Source organism: Streptomyces sp. NPDC030143 (genome assembly GCF_055573695.1).
The window spans coordinates 394,378-420,554 of sequence record NZ_JBVIAY010000003.1 but is presented as its reverse complement, the minus strand read 5'-3'; the positions used below and the strand labels follow the sequence as shown (position 1 = coordinate 420,554).

27 protein-coding genes are annotated in these 26,177 nt (G+C 74.1%); 13 read left to right on the top strand and 14 right to left on the bottom strand.

Translation table 11 applies throughout. The annotated features are described in order from the left end of the window. Positions 1–75 precede the first annotated feature (75 nt). Positions 76–1,998: an AMP-dependent synthetase/ligase gene (locus ACZ4YY_RS08005; protein ID WP_468285059.1), complete on the top strand. Its 1,923-nt coding sequence runs from the start codon at positions 76–78 to the stop codon at positions 1,996–1,998. A gap of 64 nt (positions 1,999–2,062) precedes the next feature. Here the strand turns inward: ACZ4YY_RS08005 and ACZ4YY_RS08000 are convergent, their stop codons facing one another. Further along, positions 2,063–2,470, bottom strand: coding sequence for a rodlin (locus tag ACZ4YY_RS08000; protein WP_468285057.1), 408 nt, complete (start codon positions 2,468–2,470; stop codon positions 2,063–2,065). 284 nt (positions 2,471–2,754) lie between these two features. Then, positions 2,755–3,165, bottom strand: a complete 411-nt coding sequence (locus ACZ4YY_RS07995) for a rodlin (protein ID WP_468285053.1) — start codon at positions 3,163–3,165, stop codon at positions 2,755–2,757. Positions 3,166–3,423: 258 nt separating this feature from the next. On the opposite strand from ACZ4YY_RS07995, the gene ACZ4YY_RS07990 reads away from it, so the two are divergent. The 4 genes from ACZ4YY_RS07990 (at position 3,424) to ACZ4YY_RS07975 (ending at position 7,158) form a co-directional block, all read left to right on the top strand. Further along, the gene (locus tag ACZ4YY_RS07990) at positions 3,424–3,834 is read left to right on the top strand and encodes a rodlin (protein ID WP_468285050.1); all 411 of its coding nucleotides are present in this window, start codon (positions 3,424–3,426) and stop codon (positions 3,832–3,834) included. A gap of 248 nt (positions 3,835–4,082) precedes the next feature. Continuing rightward, complete coding sequence (locus tag ACZ4YY_RS07985; RefSeq protein WP_468285047.1) at positions 4,083–4,310, top strand: chaplin; 228 nt, start codon at positions 4,083–4,085, stop codon at positions 4,308–4,310. A 100-nt stretch (positions 4,311–4,410) separates the two neighbouring features. Further along, positions 4,411–5,499, top strand: a complete 1,089-nt coding sequence (locus tag ACZ4YY_RS07980; protein ID WP_468285044.1) for an LPXTG cell wall anchor domain-containing protein — start codon at positions 4,411–4,413, stop codon at positions 5,497–5,499. Positions 5,500–5,772: 273 nt separating this feature from the next. Continuing rightward, positions 5,773–7,158 (top strand): glycoside hydrolase family 26 protein, encoded by a 1,386-nt coding sequence (locus ACZ4YY_RS07975; protein WP_468285042.1) that lies wholly within the window; start codon positions 5,773–5,775, stop codon positions 7,156–7,158. Between the two features lie 216 nt (positions 7,159–7,374). Here ACZ4YY_RS07975 and ACZ4YY_RS07970 read toward each other — a convergent pair whose 3' ends face one another. From ACZ4YY_RS07970 to ACZ4YY_RS07935, 8 genes are all read right to left on the bottom strand, one after another. Further along, positions 7,375–8,499: a GNAT family N-acetyltransferase gene (locus tag ACZ4YY_RS07970; RefSeq protein WP_468285039.1), complete on the bottom strand. Its 1,125-nt coding sequence runs from the start codon at positions 8,497–8,499 to the stop codon at positions 7,375–7,377. Further along, entirely contained in the window at positions 8,496–9,152 is a 657-nt protein-coding gene (locus ACZ4YY_RS07965) for a YveK family protein (protein WP_468285035.1), read from the bottom strand. Before ACZ4YY_RS07965 ends, ACZ4YY_RS07970 begins: the two co-directional genes overlap by 4 nt. Next, positions 9,149–10,306 (bottom strand): glycosyltransferase, encoded by a 1,158-nt coding sequence (locus ACZ4YY_RS07960; RefSeq protein WP_468285032.1) that lies wholly within the window; start codon positions 10,304–10,306, stop codon positions 9,149–9,151. The genes ACZ4YY_RS07965 and ACZ4YY_RS07960 overlap by 4 nt, the downstream gene beginning before the upstream one ends. Beyond that, complete coding sequence (locus ACZ4YY_RS07955; protein WP_468285288.1) at positions 10,303–10,995, bottom strand: polysaccharide deacetylase family protein; 693 nt, start codon at positions 10,993–10,995, stop codon at positions 10,303–10,305. Before ACZ4YY_RS07955 ends, ACZ4YY_RS07960 begins: the two co-directional genes overlap by 4 nt. Positions 10,996–11,059: 64 nt before the next feature. Next, complete coding sequence (murJ, locus tag ACZ4YY_RS07950) at positions 11,060–12,772, bottom strand: murein biosynthesis integral membrane protein MurJ (protein WP_468285029.1); 1,713 nt, start codon at positions 12,770–12,772, stop codon at positions 11,060–11,062. Beyond that, positions 12,769–14,079: an O-antigen ligase family protein gene (locus ACZ4YY_RS07945; protein ID WP_468285027.1), complete on the bottom strand. Its 1,311-nt coding sequence runs from the start codon at positions 14,077–14,079 to the stop codon at positions 12,769–12,771. The genes murJ and ACZ4YY_RS07945 overlap by 4 nt, the downstream gene beginning before the upstream one ends. Positions 14,080–14,087: 8 nt before the next feature. Beyond that, a complete protein-coding gene (locus ACZ4YY_RS07940; RefSeq protein WP_468285024.1) occupies positions 14,088–15,512 on the bottom strand; it encodes an exopolysaccharide biosynthesis polyprenyl glycosylphosphotransferase in 1,425 nt (474 codons plus the stop codon). Continuing rightward, entirely contained in the window at positions 15,509–16,684 is a 1,176-nt protein-coding gene (locus ACZ4YY_RS07935) for a glycosyltransferase (RefSeq protein WP_468285021.1), read from the bottom strand. The genes ACZ4YY_RS07940 and ACZ4YY_RS07935 overlap by 4 nt, the downstream gene beginning before the upstream one ends. A 638-nt stretch (positions 16,685–17,322) precedes the next feature. Here ACZ4YY_RS07935 and ACZ4YY_RS07930 point away from each other — a divergent pair. From ACZ4YY_RS07930 to ACZ4YY_RS07895, 8 genes are all read left to right on the top strand, one after another. Further along, positions 17,323–17,562: a chaplin gene (locus ACZ4YY_RS07930; RefSeq protein WP_468285018.1), complete on the top strand. Its 240-nt coding sequence runs from the start codon at positions 17,323–17,325 to the stop codon at positions 17,560–17,562. Between the two features lie 248 nt (positions 17,563–17,810). Next, positions 17,811–18,617 (top strand): hypothetical protein, encoded by an 807-nt coding sequence (locus ACZ4YY_RS07925; RefSeq protein ID WP_468285015.1) that lies wholly within the window; start codon positions 17,811–17,813, stop codon positions 18,615–18,617. Between the two features lie 90 nt (positions 18,618–18,707). Continuing rightward, positions 18,708–18,998 carry a hypothetical protein gene (locus ACZ4YY_RS07920; protein WP_468285012.1) on the top strand — a complete coding sequence of 97 codons (291 nt, stop codon included), beginning with the start codon at positions 18,708–18,710 and terminating at the stop codon, positions 18,996–18,998. Positions 18,999–19,175: 177 nt separating this feature from the next. Further along, complete coding sequence (locus ACZ4YY_RS07915) at positions 19,176–19,673, top strand: DUF5949 family protein (protein ID WP_468285009.1); 498 nt, start codon at positions 19,176–19,178, stop codon at positions 19,671–19,673. After that, on the top strand, positions 19,673–20,260 hold the full coding sequence (locus ACZ4YY_RS07910) for a vitamin K epoxide reductase family protein (RefSeq protein ID WP_468285005.1): 588 nt from the start codon (positions 19,673–19,675) through the stop codon (positions 20,258–20,260). Before ACZ4YY_RS07915 ends, ACZ4YY_RS07910 begins: the two co-directional genes overlap by 1 nt. Before the next feature lie 118 nt (positions 20,261–20,378). Beyond that, positions 20,379–20,888 (top strand): hypothetical protein, encoded by a 510-nt coding sequence (locus ACZ4YY_RS07905; protein WP_468285002.1) that lies wholly within the window; start codon positions 20,379–20,381, stop codon positions 20,886–20,888. 181 nt (positions 20,889–21,069) lie between these two features. Next, complete coding sequence (locus ACZ4YY_RS07900; protein ID WP_468284999.1) at positions 21,070–21,540, top strand: tyrosinase family oxidase copper chaperone; 471 nt, start codon at positions 21,070–21,072, stop codon at positions 21,538–21,540. Beyond that, on the top strand, positions 21,524–22,390 hold the full coding sequence (locus ACZ4YY_RS07895) for a tyrosinase family protein (protein WP_468284996.1): 867 nt from the start codon (positions 21,524–21,526) through the stop codon (positions 22,388–22,390). The genes ACZ4YY_RS07900 and ACZ4YY_RS07895 overlap by 17 nt, the downstream gene beginning before the upstream one ends. Before the next feature lie 73 nt (positions 22,391–22,463). On the opposite strand, the gene ACZ4YY_RS07890 is transcribed toward ACZ4YY_RS07895, so the two are convergent. The 4 genes from ACZ4YY_RS07890 to ACZ4YY_RS07875 all read right to left on the bottom strand — a co-directional run bounded on the left by ACZ4YY_RS07890 (position 22,464) and on the right by ACZ4YY_RS07875 (position 26,071). Then, entirely contained in the window at positions 22,464–22,778 is a 315-nt protein-coding gene (locus ACZ4YY_RS07890) for a chaplin (protein ID WP_468284994.1), read from the bottom strand. A 139-nt stretch (positions 22,779–22,917) separates the two neighbouring features. Then, entirely contained in the window at positions 22,918–23,214 is a 297-nt protein-coding gene (locus ACZ4YY_RS07885) for an acyl carrier protein (protein ID WP_468284991.1), read from the bottom strand. Next, positions 23,211–24,296 (bottom strand): HAD-IIIC family phosphatase, encoded by a 1,086-nt coding sequence (locus ACZ4YY_RS07880; protein ID WP_468284987.1) that lies wholly within the window; start codon positions 24,294–24,296, stop codon positions 23,211–23,213. The genes ACZ4YY_RS07885 and ACZ4YY_RS07880 overlap by 4 nt, the downstream gene beginning before the upstream one ends. Beyond that, positions 24,293–26,071, bottom strand: a complete 1,779-nt coding sequence (locus ACZ4YY_RS07875; RefSeq protein ID WP_468284984.1) for a GNAT family N-acetyltransferase — start codon at positions 26,069–26,071, stop codon at positions 24,293–24,295. Before ACZ4YY_RS07875 ends, ACZ4YY_RS07880 begins: the two co-directional genes overlap by 4 nt. Positions 26,072–26,177: the final 106 nt, after the last annotated feature.

Genomic DNA, 26,177 nt, shown 5'->3' with positions numbered 1-26,177 from the left:
CCCCCTGGTACAACTTCTTACTTGCGAGTAAGTTGGCTTCACCGCTCGCAGCCGATGTCGCCACCGGGAGCCGTCATGGGCGTACGCAAGGATCTGAAACGGGCCGCGCGACGCGCCGACCTGGCCGACCGGGCGCAGGTGGAGGTGGTCCGGGACGCGACCGGCACCGTACGCGAGGCCCGCTCCGCCCCCCTCGTCCCGCCGCCCACCACCGGCAGCATCGCCGACCTGCCCCACACCAACGCCGCCGAGGCCCCCGACGCCGTGATCCTGCGCCGCCGGGCGGCGGACGGCAGCTGGCGGCCCGTGACGGCGGCCGCCTTCGCCCGTGAGGTCACCGACGTCGCCAAGGGGCTGATCGCGGCCGGCCTCGAACCCGGCGGCCGCGTCGCCGTGATGTCCCGCACCCGCTACGAGTGGACGGTCCTGGACTTCGCGATCTGGGCGGCCGCCGGCCGGAGCGTGCCCGTGTACCCCACCTCCTCCGCCGACCAGGTCGAGTGGATCGTCCGCGACTCCGGCGCCCGGTACGTCGTCACCGAGACCGCCGGGAACACCGCCACGGTCACCACGGGCACCGCCGGCCACGCGGCCGCCCCGACCGTCTGGGAACTGGACGCGGGCGCCCTCGACCGGATCACCGCCCTCGGGAGGGACCTTTCCGACGAGGAGGTCGCCAAGCGCCGCGCCGCCCTCACCCCCGACACGGTGGCGACCATCTGCTACACCTCCGGCACCACCGGCCGCCCCAAGGGCTGCGTCCTCACCCACGGCAACCTGCACGCCGAGTCCGCCAACCTCCTCGAACTGCTCTACCCGATCTTCCAGGCGGTCACCGGCGAGACCGCCTCCACCCTGCTGTTCCTGCCGCTCGCCCACATCATGGGCCGGACCCTGCAGATCGCCTGCCTGACGGCCCGCATCGAGACCGGCCACTTCCCGAGCGTCAAGCCCGACGAACTCCGGCCCGCCCTGAAGGAGTTCCGCCCGACCTTCCTCGTCGGCGTCCCCTACCTCTTCGAGCGCATCCACGACGCCGGCCGCGCCACCGCCGAGAAGATCGGCCGCGGCGCCTCCTTCGACCGCGCCGAACGCGTCGCCGTCCGCTTCGCCGAGGCCTACCTCGCCCGGTTCCTCGGCACCGGCAAGGGCCCCGGCCCCGGCCTCTACGCCGCCTGGGCCCTGTACGACCTGCTGGTCTACCGCAGGATCCGCACCGAACTCGGCGGCCGTCTGCGCTACGCCATCAGCGGCGGCTCACCCCTGGACCGCACCCTCAACCTCTTCTTCCACGCGGCCGGCATCGTCGTCTACGAGGGGTACGGCCTCACCGAGACCACCGCCGCCGCCACCATCGTCCCGCCCCTGGGGCCCCGCCCCGGCACGGTCGGCCAGCCGGTCCCCGGCACCGCCGTCCGCATCGCCGACGACGGCGAGGTCCTGATCCGGGGCGGTGTGGTCTTCGGCGCCTACTGGAACGACCCGGCCGCCACCGACGCCGTCCTCACCGACGGCTGGTTCACCACCGGCGACCTCGGCTCCCTCGACGAGGACGGCTACCTCACCATCACCGGCCGCAAGAAGGACCTCATCGTCACCTCCGGCGGCAAGAACGTCTCCCCGGCCGTCCTGGAGGACCGCCTGCGCTCCCGCACCCCGGTCGGGCAGTGCCTGGTCGTCGGCGACAACCGCCCCTTCGTCGGCGCCCTGATCACCCTGGACCCCGACGCGGTCGCCCACTGGCTGTCCGTGCGCGGTCTGCCCGCCGACACCCCGCTCGCCGAGGTGATCCACGACCCCCGCATGCGCGCCGACGTCCAACGCGCCGTCGACTACGCCAACGAGGCCGTCTCCCGCGCCGAGTCCATCCGTGCCTTCACCCTGGTCGAGGGCGCCTTCACCGAGGACAACGGCCTGCTCACCCCGTCACTGAAGGTCAAACGCCACGAGGTGACGGCCGTCTACGCCGAACAGATCGAGGAGCTGTACCGGAGGTGAAACGCCCGACGGCGGGTCACCGGGGAAACCGGTGACCCGCCGTCGGCGGCACGCGCGTGGGGGCTCAGCTGTCCTGCGCGCCGTTGCCCGTGAGGACCGAGATGTCGTCCAGGATGTGCGACAGCGGCTCGTCGCCCTTGGCCTGGGTGCTGTTCTCGACACACTGCTGGGTCTGCGGGGCGGACAGGATCGGGACGTCCTGGAGACCGATGTTGGCGACTCCGACGAGGTTCTGCACGTTGGCCTTGACCGGCAGACCGACGCACGGCTTGTTCAGCGAGCCCTGGACCAGCGACAGCTGCGGGCTCTGGTCACCGAAGGTGGCCGAGTTGCCGAACTCCGACGAGGCGCCGTTGCCGCTGGCGGACGTGGTGCCGCTGTCGTCGCCGATGGCGAGCGCCTGCGGAGCGGTCATCGCGGTGAGACCGGCCACCGAGACGGCGACAGCCGCGCTTGCCCACAGCTTCTTCATGTTCGTTCCCTTCGAAAAGAGCGTGCTCCGGGGGAGGAGTCGCATGATCGTCAACGGTGCGGACCCGCCGCTGGTTGCGGTGGTTGCCCCGATCGGCGCAGCGCACCGGCCCTGAGGTCCGCGCGCCCCTCACGCCCGTCGGACGCGCTCCCGCCCGCCCGGTCGCCGTCGCGCACCGGGCACACGAGACAGCGGGCCGCCGGAGGTCCGGCGGCCCGCTGCGGGGATGGAGAGCCCACCCCTGGGCTCGGCTCGGAAGGTGGGTGCCTTCGTCGCGTGGGGGCTCAGCTGTCCTGCGCGCCGTTGCCCGTGAGGACCGAGATGTCGTCCAGGATGTGCGACAGCGGCTCGTCACCCTTGGCCTGGGTGCTGTTCTCGACACACTGCTGGGTCTGCGGGGCGGACAGGATCGGGACGTCCTGGAGACCGATGTTGGCGACTCCGACGAGGTTCTGCACGTTGGCCTTGGCCGGCAGGCCGATGCAGGGCTTGTTGAAGGAACCCTGGATGAGCGCCATCTGGGGGCTCATGTTGCCGTAGGTGGCCGAGTTGCCGAACTCCTGGTGGGCACCGTTTCCGCTGGCCGACGTGGTGCCGCTGTCGTTGCCGATGGCGAGCGCCGGGGCAGCGGCGGCGGCGGATGCGCCGACGACGGAAACGGCGACCGCGGCGGAGGCCAGTACCTTCTTGATCACGTGTATGTCCCTTCTGGAGAAACCCCGTCCACCGGAGCGCCTTGGTCAACTGCGTCGGGCGGACTTGGTTGCTGGCGTTCACTCCGATGGCCCAGAGCGCGGGCGGGCCCCCGTCTGCTCGACAGCGCCGCGGCCCTTCCGTGCGCTCACCGGACCGCCGCACCGATCGAGTGAAGCGCCGCAACCAATTCCCGCGCCCCGGGTTGATGCGGGGGCGGGACCAAGCGTTCCGGCCCGGATCCAGGAAAGGAAAGCGAAATGCTGAAGAAGGCCATGGCTGCGGCGGCGGCCACCGCCTCCCTCGTCGGTGTCGCGGCGGCTGCCGCCCCCCAGGCGCTCGCCATCGGAAACGACAGCGGCACCACGTCGGCCAGTGGGAACGGCGCCCGCGAGGTGTTCGGCAACCAGGTGACGAAGGGGGACATGAGCCCTCAGGCCACCCTGGTCCAGGGCTCGCTGAACAAACTCTGCGTCGGCCTGCCGGCCAAGGCCAACGTGCAGAACCTCGTCGGTGCGCTCAACATCGGCGTCCAGGACGTCCCCGTCCTGTCGGCCCCGCAGACCCAGCAGTGCGCCGAGAACAGCACCCAGGCCAAGGGCGACGAGCCGCTGTCGCACATCCTGAGCGACATCTCGGCCGCCTCGGGCAACGGCGCCAGCGGCAGCTGACCCCGGCCGCCTCCGCGAACGGACGGCCCGTCCCTCGGGGACGGGCCGTCCGTCGTGTTTCCCCGGTGCGTCCTTACGTGTGGATTCTGCGAAGTCGTTCGAGTGAATTCGCTCGCGCCACGCGTTCGTCGGCTTCTCCCGCGTCAATCACTCGTTCTGCAGCCCGCAGGTCATGGCGCGAGCCCCTCCGGCTGTGCTCGCTCGGTTTTCGACCGTCATCGAGGCATGACCGCGGAGAAGGGAAAGTCATGAAGAAGACCGCTGCTGTCGTCGCGGGCCTGGTCCTGGCCCTCGGCGGGGCCGCTCCGGCCTTCGCCGACGCCGGTGCCAACGGTGCCGCCTTCGGATCCCCGGGTGTCCTCTCCGGAAACGTGGTGCAGATCCCGATCCACTTCCAGGCGAACGTCTGCGGGAACACCGTCAACGTGGTCGGCGTGCTGAACCCCGCGAGCGGCAACGTCTGCGTGAACGCCTGACGGCGCGTCCCACCAGCCGCACGGCTGAGTCGAGGCCGGCCTCGGGTTCCACGTTCCGGGGCCGGCCTTTCCCACTTCTTCAAGCAGGAAGACCACGAGATTGCGACAGACCCTGAGCAGGGGAATGGTCGCGGCGGCCGCCGCGACGAGCATGCTGTCCCTGTGCGGTGGCGCCGCCCTCGCCGACGCGCACGCGAACGGGATCACCGGGAAGGCGCCGGGCGTGACCGCGTGCGGTGGCCCGGCAGGCGGCGCCACCGCCTCGCCCTTCGGCGCCTGCGCGCACACCTCCGTGAGGGACGCGGACGACCACCGGCACCGAGGACGCCTCGACGACGGGGACTCCGGTTACGGCTCGGACGAGGAGGACTCCGGTTACGCCCCGGACGAGGAAGAGTCGGGTTACGGCTGGGACGAGGAGTCCGAGTACGGCTCGCACGAGGAGTCCGGTTACGGCTCGGGCGGCTGGGGCCACGGTCCGGAGGGCGAGGAGTCGGATCACGGCTCGGGCGACTGGGGCTACGGCTCGGACGAGGAGGAGCCGGGATACGGCCCGGGTGACGGGGACTCGGGTCACGGCTCCGGCTCGGGAGGCACGCCCCCGCCGTACGGAGGCGAGGAGACCCCGCCGACGGAGCCTCCGGCGAAGCCTTCGCCCAAGCCCCCGACCAAGCATCCGACGAAGCCTCCGACCAAGCATCCGACGGCTCCGTCCACGAAGCCGCCGACGGAGCCGCCGACGGAGCCGCCGACCAAGCATCCGACGAAGCCGCCGACCAAGCCGTCCACGAGTCCGTCCACGAGTCCCCCGACCAAGCATCCGACGAAGCCTTCGACCAAGCATCCGACGGCTCCGTCCACGAAGCCGCCGACGGAGCCGCCGACCAAGCATCCGACGGAGCCGCCGACCAAGCATCCGACGAAGCCGTCCACGAAGCATCCGACCAAGCCGCCGACCAAGCCGCCCACGACTCCTTCGACGAAGCACCCGACGAAGCACCCGACGGCTTCACCCACCACGCCGTCGGACCACTGGCCCAGCAAGCCCACGAAGCCTGCCGGGCGCCCGGAGCTGTCCCACACCGGTGATGACGGGGAGGTCCTGCTCGCAGTCTCCGGTGTCAGTGCCGCGCTGATCGCCGGCGGAGCGATCCTGTACCGACGAGGCAGGGCCGCGTCCCGTCGGTGACCGCACCGGTTCCACGGCGCCCGCCCGCGGCCGACGATCTCGGCCGCGGGCGGGCCGCTGCGTGAACCGCAACGATACGGCGGGGGCGCGAGCGTCGAACGGCGACACAAGGATGCCCCCGCGCCTCTTTTCTCCGGATTCTTTCGAGTCCGTCGCCGGCGTGCGCCGTCCGGCCACCCGAAAGCCCCAACGGCGGTGGCGCGACACTTCTTCGTATGACTTACATATGACTGAGTGTCAGTGGATTTCGTGAGAGCGGAGAAAGGAGCAGGTATGGCCCCACAGCAGCGACGCGGCCGGTTCCGTCGGTCGGCCGTCGTCGCGGCGGCGGTCCTGACGACGGCCGCCCTGGCATCCGGTTCCGGATTCGCCCCGGGCGCGGGGGCGGCGCGGGCCGTCGATCCCGCCGTCCCGACCCCGACCGCCGCACCCGCCGCCCCCGCCGCGGCCTCCACCGCCGCCCCCGTCCCGACCCCGACCGCCGCCCCCGCCACCCCTGCCCCGGCCTCCACCGCCGCCCCTGCCCCCGCCCCGACCCGGGGCGCCCCTCCCGCCTTCGGCGCCTACCTCGACTACGGAGCAGGCGGCGTGGCCCGGATGGCCGAACTCAGCGAGTGGCTGGACGGCACCGAGCTGCGGGTCGGCCACACCTACCTGCCGGGCGACCGGTGGAGCAACATCGAGGGCCGGCCCGGCTTCCTCGACGTGTGGGCCGACTGGCGCACCGAGAAGACCGACCGGATGCTCGTCCTCAACGTCCCCATGCTGGAGCGCAACGAGGCGGGTCTGTCCGACTTCCGGGTGCGCAGACTGCTGCGTCAGGGCGCGGCCGGGTGGTTCGACCACCACTTCCGCGCGCTGGCCGAGCGGCTCGTCGCGCTGGACGTGCCGGACACGGTGCTCGTGCTCGGCTGGGAGATGAACGGCCTCACCTACAGCCATCGCTGCGGGCCGGACCCTGAGGCGTGGAAGGCGTACTGGAGGCGGATCGTCACCACCATGCGGGCGGTGCCGGGCCAGCGGTTCCTGTTCGACTTCACCCCGAGCCGCGGCCGGGACGCCGTGCCGTGGACGCAGTGCTACCCGGGGGACGACACGGTCGACATCGTCGGGATGGACTCCTACGACCAGCCGGCCGGTCTGTCCTTCGCCCAGCAGGTGGCGGAACCGTACGGGCTCCAGGACCATGTGGACTTCGCGAGGAGCCACGGCAAGGCGATCTCGTATCCGGAATGGGGGCTCTTCCACAACGGCGACAACGCCGAGTACATGCGCGGCATGCTCGCCTGGATGGACGAACACCGGCCGCTGTACCACACCGTGACCGACTACTGCCCGCACGGCATGTGGCAGTGCGGGCAGAACCCGAGGGCGTCGGCGGTCTACCACGCGATGCTGGCCGGCCGCAGCGACGACCCGGGTACCGGACCCCTCACCCCGGCTCCCCTCACCCCGGCACCCGCCACGCCCGAACCGGTCACCCCGGTGCCCGGCACCGCGCCGCCGGCGGCTCCGAGGCCCACACCGGAGCCGGTGGTCCCGCCGCCCGCCGCTCCGCCGCCCCCGCCGGACTGCTCGCCGCTGGACCTCGGCGACTGGGTTGAGTACTGGCTCGGCGGCCGGGTGTGCCTGCGCCTGGACTGGTGGTCGCGCCGCTGAGGGGTCCTTGCACTGTGCCCGCCTGGGCCGCGCGGCGTGGTACCGCACCTCGCCGCGTTGCCGGAGAGCCCTGGTAGCTCCGCTGGCTCCGCTACCAGGGCTCTCCGGCGCCTTGCGATGCACGGCACCGGACCACGCGGCCTGACCAGGCGCTCACAGGGCAAGGAACCTTGAGCCCGCGGCGCCCGCGGCGCCCGCGGAGGCGGCGGGTCTGCGTCAGGACCCGCCGCCGCCTTCCCGCGTTCGTCCCTCTCCGCGCTCCTCCCAGCGCCGCACCAGCTCCTTGCCGCGCCGGCGCGCGGCCACCTCGCACACCACGGCCGACAACAGCGGGGCCGTGGGCCGGCGGGCCAGCAGCAGCCGCTGGTTGACGACCGGGTCGGGACGCCAGTGGTGCTTGTACGGCTCGTCACCGCGCAGCAGGCTCAGCGTGCGGCGCCCGCCGTCCCGGGTGTGCTGGGCGCACGCGTCGAGCAGCATCACCGCCACGTCCGCCTTGCGCTCACGCAGCCGCGGATGGGCGCCGTACAGGTAGCCGCCCGCGAGGCGGCGTGACAGCAGGGTCAGGTCGACGGCCACGACGTCGTCGTCGAGACGGAACTCGGTGACCACCGCGTCCCCGGAGCGCACCATCGGGCCGGCCGAGCGCACCAGGTGTTCGCAGAACCGCGACCGCAGGTGCTCGCCGGTCACCTTCCGGCCCTGCCACTGCAACCGGTGCAGGTCGAGGAGGCGGTGCAGGGCACCGTCCACCTCCTCGGGGCGGACCGCCTGGCGCTCGACGCCCAGCGCGGTCAGCTTGCGCAGCTTCGCGCGCACCCGCTGGGCCCGTGCCGACGGCAGCCGCGCCACCAGCTCGTCCATCGGAACGGCCGGCAGCTCCAGGCACACCGAGTCGCTCACCCGCCGCCGCGGTCCGCGCCAGCGCTCGTACACCTGCTCCACCGCGCCGCCCGGCCGTACCTCGCGGAAGTCGATCAGCGCGGTACGGGCGGCCGCCGCGAGGGCGTCGGTGAGCGCGGCGACGGCCCGCTCCCCGTGGGCGTCGTCGACCAGCACGTCCGCGTAGTCGGAGATCGCCCCGCCGAGCGGCACCAGCGCCGGCAGCGGACGGCGTACGGCCATCAGCGGGGCGGCCGCCACGAGGTCGGCGCCGCAGCGCACCAGCAGCAGCCGCAGCCGGCCGCGCCCGCCGTACGACAGCCACCACGAGTGCAGCCAGGCATGGCTCTGGAACGGGGTGGCCGTCGCGCAGCCGCGGTACAGCCGCTGCCAGGCGGGGGCGAGGGCGGCGAAGTCCTGTTCGTCGGTGACGAGTTCCGTCGTGTACACCGGTCTCACAGTGCTCCGTGGGCGTCGGCGGCCAGGGCCGGGCCCGGTACGGCGGCCGGCCGGCCGGGCTCCTCGCGGGCGCCCCGGGGCCGCACCAGCAGAGCGAGACCGCCGAGCAGCCCGCCCGCGCTCACGCCCACCAGCCCGGTCACCGCCGGGGACGCCGACGACGGCTCGGCCGGCTCGAGCGCGCGGGCGAACTGCTGGAGCCGGACGTGGGTGGCGGCCCGGCTGTCCTCGGCGTGCCGGGTCAGTGCCCGGGCGACCGCGTTGGCCATGTCGGCGGCCGTGTCGGGGCGCGAGGAGGTCGCGCTGATCGCGACCATCGGCGCGTCCGGCGAGGTCGCCGCCCGCACGCCCTCGCGCAGGGTCTGCGCCGGCACGCCCGCCGCCACCTGGGCGTCCGCCAGCACCGCGAGCTGGGTGGCGACCCGGCCGTAGGCCTGCGCGAAGCCCAGCGCGGACGCCGGGTCGGACTTCTCGGTGGGGACGGCGACGACGTACGCGGTGGCCGTGTAGACCGGCGGCTTCAGGATGCCGTACGTGCCGCCGAGGAGGCCGCCGGCGAGGGCGCCGACGGCGAGGAGCGACCAGGGCGGGAGCGCCGTGGCACGGCGCCGGGTGCGCGCCGGGCGGTCGGGCCGGGTGAGGTTGTCGGTCATGAGGAGGGGACTCCCTGGGTGGACGGGGACGACAGGGGCCGGCGGGCCACGGTGGCCGTGTACACGTCCATGAGCCGGTCGGCGCTGCGGGTGATGTCGTAGTGGTGGGCGGCGTCCGCGGCGGTGCGCGGGCGGGGGCCGCGCGCACGGGTCTCGGCGAGCGCCCGGGCGAACGCCTCGGCGCCGCCCGTCACGCGGTGCGCGCCGGGCGCGGTGTGCGCGGGCAGGTCCTCGACGGCGGGGCAGGAGGCGTACAGCACGGGCAGTCCCGACGCGAGGGCCTCCACGACCGCCAGTCCGAAGGCCTCCTCGGGGGAGGGGGAGGCGAGCACGTCCATCGCACAGACGAGGGAGGCCAGGTCTGGGCCGGGGGTGCCGTCGGGCACGCTGGGGCGTTCGCCGGTGAACAGGACGCGGTCGGCGACCCCGGCCTCGTGCGCGGTGCGGCGCAGCACCTGCTCCTCGGGCCCGCCGCCGACCAGCAGCAGCCAGTGGTCGTCGGGCAGCGCGGGCAGGGCGCGGACCAGGACGTCGAAGTGCTTGCCGGGGTGGAGGCGGCCGACGGCGCCGACGACGTGGGCGTGGTCGGGCAGGCCCAGGTGGTGGCGGGTGCGGTGGCGCCGGACCGGGTCGAAGCGGAAGCGGGCCAGGTCGATGCCGTTGGGGACGACCTCGATGCGCGGCGCGGGGACGCCCCACCGCTTGAGGCGGTCGGCGACCGTGGCGGAGACGGCGACCGTGGTCCGGCCGAGCCGCTCGCTGGCGAGGTAGAGGGAACGGACGCCCCGGGTGAGCGGCCGGCCTTCGACCTGCGAGTCGCCCAGGGAGTGTTCGGTGGCGACGATCGCCCGCACTCCGGCGAGGCGCGCGGCGAGCCGGCCGTAGACGCAGGCGCGGTAGAGGTGGGTGTGGACGAGGTCGTAGCGGCCGCGGCGGACGAGCCGGGCGAGGCGGGGCAGGGCCGCCAGGTCGCGGTTGCCGCCCATGCCGAGGTGGGTCACGTGCACGCCGTCGTCGGCCAGCCCGTCGGCCACCGCGCCCGGGTTGGTCAGTGTCACGACGTCGCAGTCGACCGGCAGGTGCCGCAGCAACAGCCGCAGTTGCTGTTCGGCGCCGCCGACGCCGAGCCCGGTGATGATGTGCAGCGCCTTCACCGCAGCCCCTCGACAGGACGCCGGCGCAGCCGGTGCAGCCGGTACTTCAGGAACAGCCGGGCGGGGGTGTCGTGCTGGCCGACGTGCACGCGGGGCAGGGCCAGCAGGCCGTTCAGCGGGTCCGGGTCGATCGCGCACGCGTAGGCGTACCCAGCGTCGCGGACGGCGTCCACGGCCCGGCGGTCGATCGCCCCGTACGGGTAGCAGAAGCCGTCGACGCCGCCGCCCAGCAGGTCCTTCAGGGCGGCGCGGCTCTCGGCGGTCTCCGCCGCGAGGGTGGCGTCGTCGGCCCGGGTCAGGTCGGTGTGGGTCATGCCGTGCGAGCCGATCTCGACGCCCTCGGCGGCGGCCGCGCGCACCCCGTCGGCGGTCAGCAGCGGTTTGCGCGGACCGAGCGGGTCCCAGTCGTTGTCGGCGCCGAGCCGGCCGGGCAGCACGAACAGGGTGGCGGTGCAGCCGTGCCGGCGCAGCACGGGCAGGGCGTGGGTGAGGAAGTCGGCGTAGCCGTCGTCGAAGGTGAGGGCCACCAGGTCGCGGCCCGCGCCCCGGGCCCGGGCGGCGAGCAGTTCGGCGACGGAGACACCCCTCAGCCCGCGGTCGCGCAGCCAGCCCAGCTGCCCGTCCAGCCGTTCGGGCGTGACGGTGATGCGGTACGGGTCGTCCGTGCAGTCGCCCACGGAGTGGTACATCGCCATCCAGGGGACCGGGCCGGGGCCCCGCGCCGGACGTCTTGCGGTGTCGACGGGATCGGGATCAACGGGATGGGACATGCGGCAGCCTTCGCGTCGCGGAACGGAGGAATCGGAGTGCGGTGGCGATGCCCTGGGCGCCCAGGGCCCAGCCGAGCAGGACGAAGACGGCGGTCACGGCGAGCGTTCCCGCGGCGAGAGCGGACAGCGGGCCGGTGACGCGGTCGGTGGCGAGCGTTCCGGCCGCCGTCGCCCCCGCGGCGGCTCCCACCGGCCGGCTCAGCTCGCGCAGCACCGACCGGACACCGATGGGGACGCAGCGCGTTCTGCCGTGCCGGGCGGTGCGCGGTGCGGCTCCGGCCAGCAGTGCCAGCGCGGTGACGGTGATGCCGGCGGCGTTGGCGGCGGCGATGCCGTGGACACCCCACGGCCCGACGGTCAGCGCGCCGAGCCACGAGGTCACGACGAGCCCCACGGCCATCGCGCCCAGCGGGTACCAGGAGGCGCGGCCCGTCGAGAAGTAGGAGCGGGCCAGCACGCCGACCAGGGTCTGGCCGAGCAGCCCGAGCGCGTACACCCTCATCACGCCCGCCGTCGCCGCCGTGTCGCCGGCGGTGAACGCGCCCCGCTGGAAGAGGAGTTCGATGATCTGCGAGGCGCAGGAGACGACCACGGCGGTGCCGAGCAGCACCACGCACGCGGCCAGCGCCAGGTCGCGCTCTACCCGGCTCCGCGCCCGTTCGGTGTCCCCGTCGGCCAGCGCGCGCGCCACCACCGGGAAGGTGACCGTGCACAGCATCAGTGACAGGATCATCGGCATCTGCGCGACCTTCTGCGCGTAGTTGAGGTGCGAGATGGCTCCGGCCGGCAGCTGAGAGGCGAGGAACCGCTCGATGAGGACCTGCGACTGCCGGCACAGCGCGAACAGCAGCACGGTCGCCACGACGGCCGCCCCGAGCGGCCGCGGCTCCTCCGCCGCCTCCGGCCCGTCCGGATCCGGTCGCCGCCTCAACTGCCGTAGGAGCGACGGCAGTTGCACGGCGACCATCAGGCACCCGCCGGCCGCCACCCCGGCCGCAGCCGAGCGCACTCCCCAACTGCCGCCGAGGACGACCATCCCCGTGACGATGCCGATGTTGTAGACCACGTAGATCGCGGCCGGCGCCACGAACCGCCGGTGCGCGCGCAGGGCCGCGCTGCAGTACCCGGCGAGCCCGAAACTCACCACGCAGGTCGCGGTGAGCCGGGTGCAGTCGACGGCGAGCCGGGGGTCGGGCAGACCCGGGGCGAGCACCTCGACCACCTGGGGCGCGAGCCCGACGACCAGGACGCCGACGGCGACGAACGCGCACGACAGCCGCGGCAGGGTCCCCGCCACCAGCGCGCGCACCGGGTCCCCGGAGTCGCCCCTGGCCCGCCGGGCCAGGGCCATGCTGAACGCCGGGATGAGGGCGAACGCCAGCCCGTCCTCGATGAGCAGCGTCGCAGCGAATTCCGGCACCGTCCACGCGACGAGGAAGGCGTCGGTGTCGCTGCCCGCCCCGAACAGCCGCGCCAGCGCCTGGTCCCGCACCAGTCCGAGCAGCGCCCCGGCCACCGAGAGCGCGGCGGTCACGAGGGCGGCCTTGACGAGGAACCGCCTGGAGGGCGCGCAGCGGTGCGCGTCGAGGTGCGCGCGGACGTGCGCGCCGCCGTCCGCGTCCGCCGCGTCGGCGCCGGGCGCCCCCGCGGGCTGGTCCGCGTTCGCTCGTGGGGCTCGCGAAGGAGTGACCGTCATCGGGGGAGCACCTCCTCGCGCCCGGGGCCGCCGATCAGCGCCCACCAGCCGGCGAGGCCCAGGCACACGGCGGTCAGGACGGTCGACGGGCCGCCGATGTCGGCGTACAGGAAGTCGGTGAGCTGCCACACCAGCAGGCCGCAGGCGACGAGGGCGCAGTCCAGGCCGGGCCGGCCGTCGCGGCGCACCCGGAACAGCCCGCGCAGCGCGCACACCAGCAGGGCCAGCCAGCCGCCCGCCAGCGCCAGCAACCCGACCAGCCCCTGTTCGCCGAGCACCAGCAGGTACATGTTGTGCGGCGACAGCAGCGGCTGCTTCCGGTACGAGGCCCCGGCGCCGTCGGTGTCGCTGCCGGCCGACAGCGCCAGCGAGGCGTGTGCGTCCCGGTGCTCGGGGAAGCCCTTCAGCCCGACGCCGGTCAGCGGCTGTTCGCGCCACATGCCGACCGCCGCCGCCCACATCGTGTACCGGTCGGTGACCGACCGGTCGGGGGCGTCGGCGACCTGCGTGATGCTGTTGACGCGCTCCTGGAGCATCGCCGTGCCGACTCCGAAGCCGCCCACCAGGACCACGCCCGCGGCGGCCGCGACCGCGACCGCCTTGAGAGCCCGCCGCAGTCCGGCCAGCGCCAGTTGCACCGCGCAGGTCACCGCCGTCGCGATCCAGGCGCCCCGGCTGAAGGACAGCGCGAGCGGCAGCAGGAGGGCGAGCGCGCAGGCGGTGGCGATTCCCCGCTGTCGCACCGGGCCGCCGCCGAGGGCGAGGCCCACCGCGCAGACCAGGCCGAAGGACACCACCGTCGCCATGCCCATCACGTCCTGCGCCCCGAAGGTGCCGACCGCGCGGATCGTCTCGCCCTGGTAGGAGGCGCCGGTGCCGGTGACGTACTGGTGGACGCCCACCGCGCCCTGCCAGCCCGCGAGCCCCACGAGTGACCACGCCAGCAGCCTGAGGTCGCAGCGGTCGCGGATCAGCAGCAGCACGGCCGCGGGGACCAGCACGAACACCTGGAGGTAGCGGCCCAGGCCGCCGATGCCGGCGCCCGGCGAGGACGCCCCCATCGCGGCGAGCGCGAGCCCGACGACGGGCAGGCCCACCACCACGGCCGCCGTACGGGACAGGGGACGCCGCCGCTGCCGCAGCAGCCGTACCGCGCAGAACAGCACGACGAGCGCGGAGAGCGCGTCGGCCGGGCCGGCGCCCTCGCCGCCGGCGGAGACCGGCAGCGCGAGCACGGCGACCACGGCGACGACGGGCAGGACCGGCGAGAGCGTCCGGGCGCGGGCCTGCGGCGGGGCGAGACTCATCTGTCGGTTCAGCTCCCGGTCGGCCGCACGACGGCGGCCGCGGTGCGCAGCAGGATGCAGACGTCCTGCCACAGCGACCAGTTGTCGATGTAGGCGTTGTCGAAGCGGGCCCGGTCCTCGATGGAGGTGTCCCCGCGCAGCCCCTGCACCTGGGCGAGGCCGGTGATGCCGGTCCGCATGCGGTGCCGGGCCGCGTAGCCGGGGTAGGTCTGGCTGAACTGGGTGACGAAGTAGGGGCGTTCGGGGCGCGGGCCGACCAGGCTCATGTCGCCCTGGAGGACGTTCCACAGCTGGAGCAGCTCGTCCAGCGAGGTCTCGCGCAGGAAGCGGCAGAACCGGCTCATGCGCACCTCGCCCGCCACGCTCCAGCGGGTCGCGGACTCGTGTGCGTCGACCGGGCGGTGGGTGCGGAACTTCAGCAGCGTGAAGGGGCGCCCGTCCTTGCCGATGCGCTCCTGCCGGAACACCACCCCCGGCCCGTCGGTCAGCCGCAGCACCACCGCGCACACCAGCAGCAGCGGGCTGACCACCAGCAGCAGCGTCGCGGAGACGGTGACGTCCAGCAGCCGCTTGCCGAGGCTGCCCCGGCGCCGCAGGCCGAGATCCAGACGCCGGCAGGAGAACCCGGCGAGTTCCTCGCGGCTCGCGCGGCCGGGGGTCTCGGCGTCGACCTCCCACACCGTGCAGCCCGACTCGGCGAGCGCCCGCAGCAGCGGGCCCTGCGCGGTGCGCACAGAGGGGTGGACGCACAGCACGTCCCGCACGCCGTTCTGGATCAGGGCACGCTGCACCTCCTGACCGGTGGTCAGCACGGGCAGTCCCTCGGCGCCGGTCGCGCGCCCGGGCCGCTCGGCGACGACACCGACCGGCTGCACCCCGTAGCGCGGGTGCCGCAGCACGGCCGCCGCCACGCGCTGAGCGGTCGCCGCCGGACCGACGACGAGCGCGGCGCGCGGGTGCCGCAGCAGTGCCCGGCGGCGCCGCAGGTGGACGACCGCACGGCCGGCGCATCCCGCGACGGTCTGGGCCGCGCACCCGAGGAGCAGGGTCCCCGCGGACAGGGCGTGCGCCGGCTGCCATGCGGCGACGAGCGCGCCGAGGGCCAGCCAGGTCACGACGACCCGGCCGCACACCAGGGGCAGTTCGTCCAGCACCCCGTGCACGGGCCGCGCCCGGTACGGGCGCACCAGCAGGGTCGCCGCCACCAGCAGGGCCGGCAGCGACGCGGGGCGCTGAGCTCCGGTCAGGACCGTCGCGGCCGCCAGCGCGGCGAGGCCGTCGGCCAGCAGCAGGGGCAGCGGCGAGGCGGGCCGCGCCGGGGGCCGCCGCGCCGGGAAGTGGAATCCCGCCGCGCTCTCGCGCCGCGGGATCACCGAGACCGGTGAGAACCCGGGCTGCGCGCCGGGGGAGGGAACGGTGCTTTCCGCAGTCACGAGTGGATGGACTCCCTGCACTCGGAGGGCACGACCCGCGGCACGGACCCTCGGCCCAGCAACTCGCGGTACACGCCCGCGACCGCCTCGGCCGTGCGCCGCACGTCGTGCGTGGACAGGACGTAACGGCGCCCCTGGTGGCCGAGCGACTCGCGCAGCAGCGGATCGAGCAGCAGGTCGGCGACGGTCGCGGCCAGCGCGGCCGGATGGCGCGGGGGCACCAGGCAGTGGGGTGCGAGCGCGGCCGGCAGGCTCTCCCGCGCGCCGTCCACATCGGTCACCACCACGGGCCGGCCGCAGGCCAGCGCCTCCAGCGGGGCCAGCGCCATGCCCTCCCAGCGCGAGGGCAGCACCACCAGGTCGGCGGCCTGGTACCAGGGGGCGGGGTCGGCGACGGCACCGGCCAACACCACGGACTTCGGCGCGCGGGCCCGCAGTTCCTCGCGGTCGGGGCCGTCGCCGACCAGCACCAGCCGCGCCCCGGGCACCCGGCGCAGGACCGCGCCCCACGCCCGCAGCAGCACGTCCTGCCCCTTCTGCCGGCACAGCCGCCCCACGCACACCACCAGCGGGGCGGCCGGGTCGGCGTCCGGCAGGAGCGCGGCGCGCACGGTGTCGACCGGCGCCGGGTGGAAGCGCGCGGGGTCGATGCCGTTGGGCACGACGGCCCACGGTCCGGCGATCCCGGCCCGCACCCCGGTCGTGCGCTCGGCCTCGCTGACACACACCAGCCGGTGCGCCCAACGGGTCGCGAAGCGCTCCCACTTCAGGGCGAGTGCGGAGGTGGTCCCGCCGACGGCCTCGAAGGACCAGGCGTGCGGCTGGAACACGGTCGGGATCCGCCCGCGCACCGCCAGCCGTCCGGCGAGCCCGGCCTTCGCGCTGTGGGCGTGCACCAGGTCGGGGCGTACCGTGCCGAGCAGGCGTGCGAGGCGCCGCACCTCACCGGGGAGCGCGCCTGTCGGAGCCCTGGTCGCCTCCCATCGCCGCACGTCCGCGCCCAGTGCGCGCAGGGTGTCGGAGAGGGGGCTGTCGGGGCAGGCGACGGTGACGCGCAGCCCGGTGGCGAGCTGGGCTCGCGCCAGGTCGGTCACGACGCGGGCGACCCCGCCGTCGACGGGCTGGGTGAGGTGCAACACCCGCGGTCCGACGTCGGTCTCTGGCTGGTGCATTGCGCGGTTTCCTCGCTCACGGTGACGCTCGGGACGGGCGGGAACGCGCGCCTACGGCTTCCGTGTGTCGACGGCGACGAAGAGCGCGCCGGCCCACGCCGCGTCCCGCTGGGGAACGAGCCGAACGGGTGGCTGGTCACCACCGCGACGCAAACCCGCGCCGGGATCGAACACGGCGAAGGCGGGGCCGGGGACCTGCGCGCACGCCGGTACACGCGCCTCGGGAGCCGCCCCGGGGCCGCTGATCTTTGTGTTCAGCGGATCGTCGGATGGGTCGACCGGTTCGCCGGGCGCCGCGGCGGGCCCGGAGCCCGGTCGAGCACTTGAGCGAAGCATCCGAACGGCCGCCGTCGTGGACGCGCCCACGACGGCGGCCGTCACTGCGATGACGCATCACCGGCGTCGCCCTTCCGCAAAGGTGTGATTTGCTGGCAATAAGGGTGTTGAGGGTGATCCGCAACTCTAGTGGCTATCTGGATCAATGCGGAGAAATCGGGTGAGTGTGTCGGATTCGTCAATCCCGGCCGGGGGTCGGTTCACTCCATCGGCCGCACAACCCCCGGCCGTGGCGCGCGTTGACACAGCGCCGGGCATCCCCGCCCGCGTGTTGTTGTCGAAATCCCAAGGAGCACCTCTCCATGTCGCGTATCGCGAAGGGCCTGGTCCTGACCTCCGTTGCCGCCGCGGCCGTCGCCGGAGCCTCCGGCATCGCCGCCGCCGACAGCGGCGCGCACGGTGTCGCCGCGCACTCCCCGGGCGTGCTGTCGGGCAACGTCGTCCAGGTTCCGATCCACATCCCGGTCAACGTCTGCGGCAACACCGTGAACATCGTCGGTCTGCTGAACCCGGCCTTCGGCAACACCTGCGTCAACGCCTGACGTCACCCCCCGACCGACGTCCCGACGCGCACACCGGCGAACGGCCGTCCTCCGTCCAGGAGGGCGGCCGTCGTCGTTGCCCCGAACGGGGGGAGGCGGCGACGGCCCGCCGGGTACGCCTCCGCAGGCCGTCCCACCAGCGCGGATGCGGACATCACGCCTGCCACGTGCGGTGACGGTTCGGTTGCGGAGGGTGGTGATGGCTCACACGGTGGGCTCAAGACCTGACGCAATCGAAAGGAACCCCCATGCGTGGTCTGCCCGTCCGGCGTGTCGCGTCCACCGCCCTCTGCGCCGGCTTCGTTCTCGGCCTCGCCGCTCCCACCGCCCTGGCGGCCGACGACGCCACCCGTGAGCGCACCCGTGCGGCGTCCCGTGCACCCGTCCCCGGCGCGGACACGCTGCTCGCCCGGGACACCTCCCTGAACGCCGTCGAGGCCGCCCTCGCCCCGGTCGTCGACCTGTTCGACACGGGTGTGACGGCGGACGACGGCCGGCTGACGACCATCGAGGCGCACCGGCTCGGCGCCGCCGTCAAGGAGGCCATCGCCCGGATCACGGCGACCACTTCCGCCACGGTGGCCACGGCGATGACCCCGGTGACCCCGCTCGCCCCGCTGCTCCCGGCCACCCCTGTCGTGGTCCCGGCCACCCCTGTGGTCCCGCTGCTCCCGGCGGCTCCGGAAGCCTCCGCGGCCCCGGCGACTCCGGCGCCCCCGGTGGTCACCCCGGCGCCCGGCACGGCGGAGATCCCGGCCACCACCCTGCCCGCCGACTCGGTGATCGTGTCGGCCAGCACCCTGCCCGCGCTGGACCGCAGCGGCGCCGCCGGTGCGCAGACCCGCGCCGCCGACGTCACCGACGCGGTCACCGCCCTGCTCCAGACGGTCCAGGACCTGATCGAGGACATCACCTCCGACGCCCTCGGCCAGGTCGTCCCCGCGATCACCGAAGTGATCGGCGGCCTGCTCGACCTGATCAACGGGCTGCTCAGCGGACTGACCACCCCGGCCGCGGCCGAGCCGCCGCAGTCGCCGGTGCTGCCCGCCACCTGACGGCCGGGCGGAAATGTTCCGCCCACGGGGTTTCCGCATCCGACGGGGATCGTTAGGCACGGCGTCAGAATTCCCCCGGAAAGGAACCCGATGAAGTCCCTGAAGGCTGCCGCTGTCGTTGCCGGGTCCATGGTGCTCGCCGGTGCCGCCGCACCCGCGTTCGCCCACAACCCCGCCGACCTCACGCCCACCAGCCTCAACGGCGCCCTGAACACGCTCACCCAGGGTCCCCTCAGCACGGCCGACGTGATGCCGCTCCAGCACCAGTCGCACGCGCTCGACACGGAGAACAAGGGTTCCGTGCTCAGCGCCGTCAAGGAGGCGACCGCCGCTCTCAACAACGACACCCCGCTCCTGGGCGGGCTGCCGCTGCAGAGCTGACGCGCTGTTCGGACGCCTTCCGGAGGGCCGGTCCCGTGCCGCACGGGACCGGCCCCCGGCGCTGTTCGAGCCCCCTGTGGGGCCGCGTCCCTCGTTCGTGTGGAGCACCGGCGTGGCGTCCTCCGCGCGGGTGAGAAGCCGCCGGGAGGCCCGCCACCGCGCCGATAGGGTCACGCGGTGACCTCAACCCCAAGCGCAACCCGCCCCTTCAACGTGGCCGACCTGGGCACCCTCGTCGTGATGCCGTGGAGCGGCGAGGCTCCCGACGGCAGCGACATGCCGTACCTGCTCGCCTACTCCCTCGGCGACGCGGCGGGCGGCCCCGGGACCACCACCGCCGCCGTCGAGCGCCTGCTCCGCGACCACGGCCTGAGCGTCGGCGGTGACGTCGTCGACGGCACCGAGAAGCCCAGCCTGCCGGTCAGTCTGCTCGTCCAGTCCGGTGCGGCCGTCCTCACCCTGCCGGGTCTCACCGCCCAGTGCGTCCCGCCGGCCGAGTGGCTCGACGCCGTCGGGAAGCGCGGGTACGCCTACCTCGTCCTCACCACCCGCCCCTGGCCCGAGGCCACCCCCGGCAAGGCCGTCGAAGCCGAGGCGCTGGCCGCGTTCGCGGGCGCCGAGGAGACCCTCACGGCCGCGGCGCACCTCGTCCTGCCCGCACGCCGCCTGCGCTGATGACCGCACCGGCCGCGGGCGCCGGACGCGGCCTCGCCCTGCTCCTCGTCCTCACGGGAGCGGCCGGACTGCTGGCCTCCTGGATCCTCACCCTGGACAGGTTCAAGCTGCTCGAGGACCCCGGCTTCACCCCGGGGTGCAGTCTGAACCCGGTGCTCTCCTGTGGCAGCGTCATGGAGAGCGACCAGGCCTCGGCGTTCGGGTTCCCCAACCCGATGCTGGGCCTGGTCGCCTACGGGACCGTCGTGTGCGTCGGAGCCGGCCTGCTGGCCGGCGCGGCCTTCCCCCGCTGGTACTGGCTCACCTTCACCGCCGGCTGCCTCTTCGGTGTCGGCTTCGTCAGCTGGCTCCAGGCCGAGTCGCTGTACCGCATCGACGCGCTGTGCCTGTGGTGCTGCCTGGCGTGGATCGCCACGATCTGGCTCTTCTGGTACGTCGTCTCCTTCGACGTACGCCGCGGCTTCCTGCCCGCGCCGCCCTGGCTGCGGACGTTCCTCGCCGAGTTCACCTGGGTGCCGCCGACGGCGCACCTCGGGGCCGTCGGCATGCTGGTCCTGACCCGCTGGTGGGATTTCTGGACGAGCTGACCATGCACCCGTCCCACTACTGAGGCACCCGGGGGAATTGTGCGCTGGTGGCGTTTCCCGGCTCGTTACCCGATACGCACGCACCGCCCGCCCCCGATCGCGAGAGGCCTGTACCCAGATGAAGCCGACCACCCGAGGAACCCTGGCCGCCGTGCTCACGTGCGTGGCGGCCGCGGCCGGCGCCGCCGCCGCGACCCCCGCCGCCGCGACCGGCACCGTCCCCGTCCCCGTCCCGCTGGGCGGCGTCGAGCACGCCCTCGGCGTGCAACTGCCACGGGTCGGCGGTGAGATCCCCCTGCCGACGACGGGCTCCCCCGAAGGCCCGCGGTACGTCGAGGGCCGGCTCCTCCCCGAGCGTGCGATCCCGCAGCTGCCGGTCGCCGCCGGGCTGCCGGGCGCGGAACTGCGCGCGCCCCTGTCCGAGGTCCTCGGGGACGACGTCCAGCCCGTCGGCGTCGACGTCCCCACCTCCGACCTGCTCGCCCTCGGCCCCGGTCTGGGCCTCGACGCCCCGCTCACCGCGCCCCGCCCCGACCACTTCGGCCTGCCCGGGGTGCAGCTGCCGCAGGCCGCCCCCGTCCTCCGGGCGGTCCGGACCGCCGACCTCGGGCTCGGCCCGGGACGGTAGGACCGCGGCACGCGCAGCCCCCGAGCGCGCGAGCCGCGCACGTCCCGCGGACCCCGCCGTGCGGGTGAAGGCCCGGCCACAGGCCCGGAAACCCCCGTCCGGGCCTGTCGACTTTTCGTGACCCGGCGGGCCGCCGGTCGGTTACCGGGGTGGACAACCGAACCGGACGAGGAGCACGCCCATGGTCGTCAGAGCCGACGCCGCACCCGACAGCGCACCGCCGAGAAGGAGAACCAGAGCCCGGCGGGGCCTGCTGCGCGGCGCGTTCGGTGCCCTCGCGGCCCTCGCACTCGCCCCGGTCGTCGCCGCCTCCCGGCCCGCCCGCCGCGCCGACGCCGCCGAGACGCCCGTCCGCGGCTCCTTCGACGAGATCTACCGGGGGCGCCGCGTGCAGGGCATGCTCGCCGCGACGGTGCACTTCGCCGCGGGCGGCGAGCGCTGGCAGATCACCATCGACGGCCGCCCGCTGCACCTCATGCGCCGCGCGGACGGCACCTGGCTGACCATGGTCGACCACTACCGCTCGTACGCCACCCCGCTGGAGGCGGCCCGCGCCGCCGTCGACGCGCTGGGTCCCGGCGAGATGCTGCGCTCCATCGCCGCCGCGGGCGGCCACCTGCACCCGGGGGGACACCATGGCCTACACCCGTAAGGACGTCAGCACCCTCACCGCCACCGAGCGGCGCCGCTTCGTCACGGCGCTGCTGGAGGTCAAACGCCGGGGCGAGTACGACGAGTTCGTGCGCATGCACATCAACTACTACGTCTCCGACGGCGAGGGCGGCCTGCGGACGGCCCACATGGCGCCGTCCTTCCTGCCCTGGCACCGCAGGTTCCTGCTGGAGCTGGAGAAGGCACTGCGCCGGGTCGACCCCTCGGTGACCGTGCCCTACTGGGACTGGACCCGGGACCGCACCGCCACCTCCGCCCCCTGGGCCGAGGACCTCCTCGGCGGCAACGGCCGTCGCTCCGACCTCCAGGTCACCACCGGGCCGTTCGCGTACGCCACCGGCAACTGGACCATCAGGGACGGCGTCACCGACCGCGAGTTCCTCACCCGGGACCTCGGCCGTGCCCGCGACCCGCTCGACCTGCCCACGCGGGCCGACGTGGAGTGGGCGCTGAAGGACCCGGTGTACGACGTCTCGCCCTGGGACTCCACGGTCACGCAGGGGTTCCGCAACAAGCTGGAGGGGTGGGGGAGCGGCCGGGGCAGTTCCGCCTGGCGCAACCACAACCGGGTGCACCGGTGGGTCGGCGGGGTCATGGTGGGCGGTGCCTCCGTCAACGACCCCGTGTTCTGGCTGCACCACGCCTTCGTCGACCTGCTGTGGAGCCGCTGGCAGGCCCGCCACCGCGACCACCGCTACCTGCCCGCCGAGCCGCCGATGCGGGGCAGCCGGCAGTACCGCCGGATCGTCGCCCGGCACGAGAAGCTGCCTCCGTGGGACGTCACCCCGGACCAGATGGAGGACGTCGGACGGATCTACCGGTACGCGTGAGGTCCGGCGCGGACACGGGGAGAGCCCCGGCGCTCGAGGTGCCGGGGCTCTCCAGGGGGCTGTGGGGCGCGGGTCAGCCGCCGTAGCCGGCGCCCGAGTGGTGCTCGCCGCCCTTGTCCTCGCCGCCCTTGTCACCGTGCTCGCCGTCGCTGATGTTGGCGCAGGTGTTCCCGAAGGCCGGGTTGAGCAGGGCGATACCGTTGACGGTGTTGCCGCAGATGTTGACCGGCACGTGGATCGGGACCTGCACGACGTTGCCCGAGAGGACACCGGGCGAGCCGACGGCCGCGGCGCCGGCGCCCGCGTCCGCCGCGGCCAGGCCGGCCCCGCCGACCATCACGGCACCCGTGCCGAGGGCGACAGCGGCCGCCTTCGCGATGCGAGACATCACGTTCTCCTTCTACTGACTCGGAACGTGCGGCGGCAGGACGCGCCCCCGCACTCCCCCTTCAACGCCGCCACCCGGGGCAGGTCACGGCGCCTTCGCCCGGATCACCCCTCGTGAACGGCGAGAGACCCGAGTGGAGTCAGTGACGCGGGAGGTGCCCGGTGACGAAATCGGTGAGCGTGGCGATGGACTGGAGGCTGTCCAGGCTCAGGTCCAGGGCGGCCACGTCGACGCCGTACCGCTGGTCGACGGCGCCCAGGAGCGCCACACCGGCCAGCGAGGTGAGGCCGATCCGCGGGCCGAACAGGTCGGTGTCGGCGGGGAGTTCCGCCACCACGGCCGGGTCCAGCCGGGCCGCCTCGGCGAGCATCGAACGGAGCTCCCGTTCCACCGTCGCCCGGTCGGTGGAGGAAGGGGTGCGGGGGGCGTCCGTCACGCTTCGGCGTCCTTTCGGGAGGAGACGTGCAGCCAGGAGGGCGGCTGGGGGAGATCGCCGTGCAGGGAGCGGGCGAGGACCGCCGAGTCCGCCGCGGGCCGTTCCACGGCGGTGGTCGCGGTGTCGTCCGCGCGGCGCATGCCCGCCTGGCGGAGCAGGAGGCGCATCTCCAGGTTGGCGTCGGTGGGGCGCAGGGTCACCCGGACGTCCTCGGCGCCGGCCGTGCGGGCCCGTTCCATCAGCCAGAACAGGAAGGCCGCCGCCGCGCCCCGGCCGGCCACCCGGCAGGACAGCGCCAGCAGCGGGACCGACCAGGTGCCGGGCGTGGCCCGGTCGACCAGCGCGGCCCCGATGATCCCGTAGTCGCCGAAACGGTCGCTCATCCGGGCGCAGTACAGCTCGTGTCCGTCGGACGCGGCCAGCGCGCGCAGCCGCTCGGGGCTCAGGCCGGAGGAGTTGAGGCGGTGGGTGCGGGCGGCGAGCTCCAGGGCGCGCGGCACCTCGGCGGGGCCGGCCGGGCCGACGGTGAGGCGCATGTCGCACCAGCGCAGGAACTCCTCGCGGGTGCCGTGGAAGCGTTCGCCCTCGGCGCGGCGGGTCTCCTCGGTGCGGTAGCGGCGCACCCGCTCGCGCGACTCGGGAGTGACCTGCCGGCCTTCGAACGCCGCGAGCAGCGCGGGCACCTCCCGCGGATCGAGGGTGCGCACGCCGGGCAGCAGGGCTTCGACCTCGGCCCGCTCGTACGGCGAGTCGTCGACCAGGACCAGCGCGTCGACGGCGATCCCGAGGTCCCCGGCGATCCGGCGCAGCGACTCGCTCTTGTCCTGCCAGGACACCTGCGGCGCCAGGAACCGCTCACGCAACTCCGGTACGGCGCTCAGCCGGTCGAGGACGGCCGGCGCGCTGCGGCTCGCGAGACTGCTGAGCACGCCGTGCGCCGCCAGCGTGTCGATCGCGGCGAGCATCTCGGGGCGGGGTGCGGGCAGCTCGTCGGTGGGCGACTCGACGGCGATCTCGTCCCAGAGAGTGCCGTCGAGGTCCCACACGACGCACTTGACCCGGTCCGGGTCGTACGAGGTCATGGCGTGTCTTCCTGGGGGAGACGCAGCTTCATGGTGAGGGTGGCGGGGTCGAAGCCGAACTTGCGGTAGACCGTGCGCATCGGGAGGTTGCCGACGTGGACGCGGCCGACCACCTCTGTGATGCCGTTCGCCGCGCAGAACTCCAGGCCCGCGGTGAGCAGGAGTTCCGCCACGTCGCCGCGGTTGTCCAGCGGTGCGACCGCGAGGGAGCGGAAGTTCGCGTAACGGTCGCCGGTCATCGCGTTCTGGTTGATGCTCACCCACAGCCAGCCGACGGCGTCCTCGCCCGGACGGTGGGCGACGAACATGCCCTCCTTCGACTTCTCCATGGCCCGGCCCAGCCGGGACGCCCACCGCGCGGGATCGTCGACGGCGTCCTCGCCGAAGGAGACCCGGGCGATCTCGGCCTCGAACTCGCCGATGGCGGGCAGGTCGCGTTCGTCGGCCCGCCGGATGGTGTAGGGCTGCGCCCGCTGTTCGAGGGCGGCGCGGTCGTCGGGAGCGGGGGGCTGCCAGCCGGCCGCGGGAGCGGCGGGGGTGGTGGCGGGCACGGACGCGGGGGCCGGCGCCGGAGCGGGTTGCGCGGCCGGGGCGGGAGCGGGTTGCGGGGTCGGGGCGGGTGTGGGGGGTTCCTCCACCGGTACCAGGCGGCCCGGGCGGAAGGGGCCCTTGCCGCAGTGCGGGCAGCCGTCGGCGCGCAGGGCGGCGACGGACGTCCAGCGGGCGCCGGGGCCGACGCGGACCTGGGCGCCGCACGCCACGCACGCGTACTCGCGCTGCCGGGTCCGCTTGTCGCCGGTGTAGAGGGGACCGCCGTAGTCGCCCTGCCGGGAGGCGGTCGAGCTGGTGGTGAGGAGGTGCTGGAAGAAGCCGACCCCGCCGAGGATGCCGCTGCCCTCGTACTCGTTGAAGTTGCGGATGTAGCCGTTGGTGACCAGGCCGAGGGCCATGATCTCCCGCTGGACCTCGAGCATCTCGTCAGGGCTCTTGCCGCCGAAGGAGAAGAAGACGCTGTGCGCGGGCCCGGGACGCAGGCCCTCCACGGCGCGCGAAAGGAACAGCCGGGCGCCTTCCGGCGTGTAGGGCGGGTCGGTCATCGCCACGTCGAAGCCGTCGTGCAGCTCGGCGGGGAGCGGCTGACGCAGATCGTGCTCGACGGTCTCCACGCGGGTGCCGAGGCCCGCCGACACCTTCCTGATGTACGCGAGGATCTCCGGGGAGATGTCGACGACGGTCACCCGCTCGACGATCGGGGCGCCGAGGACGTCGCCCACGACGGCGACCGCCAGGGAGATCAGGTCGTCGTCGCCGACCAGCAGCAGCGAGCCGCCGGGCAGCGCGCCCGCCGTGAGCAGCGCCAGGACCCGGCGGACCTTGGTCTCGGGCGTGCAGTGGGACTGGTCGATCGACATGTCGGCGGCGGGGCCGGACTCCATGACGGCGCGCAGCCGCAGCACGGCCTCGTCCAGCACGTCGGGGATCACCAGCTCGCGCCCGTCGCAGGTGGTGCAGGTGGCGTCGAGGGTGAGGTCCATGCCGAGACGGGCGACGAGGTCCAGGCCGGCCGGGGTCAGCCGGGAGGGACGCTCCTTGGTGAGCAGGTCCCGGCGGCGAAGCTCGTTGCCCAGGGCGGCCACGATGGGGACGGGCAGACCGGTGGCCCGGCTGATGTCCTTCGTGGAGGCGGGGGCCAGCCGGCGCAGGGCGCGCAGCACGGAACGGACCCCGGGCGGTCCCTCCTGGAGCCGGACGGCGTCCGCGACTTCCGTGAGCACTTGATCGACGGGGGTACTCCGGCGGTGTCGAGGCGCGTTTTTCACAAAGCTGCTCCGGGCGGGCTGACGGAATCCAGGACTATCGAGTATACGGGCTGGTCGGACG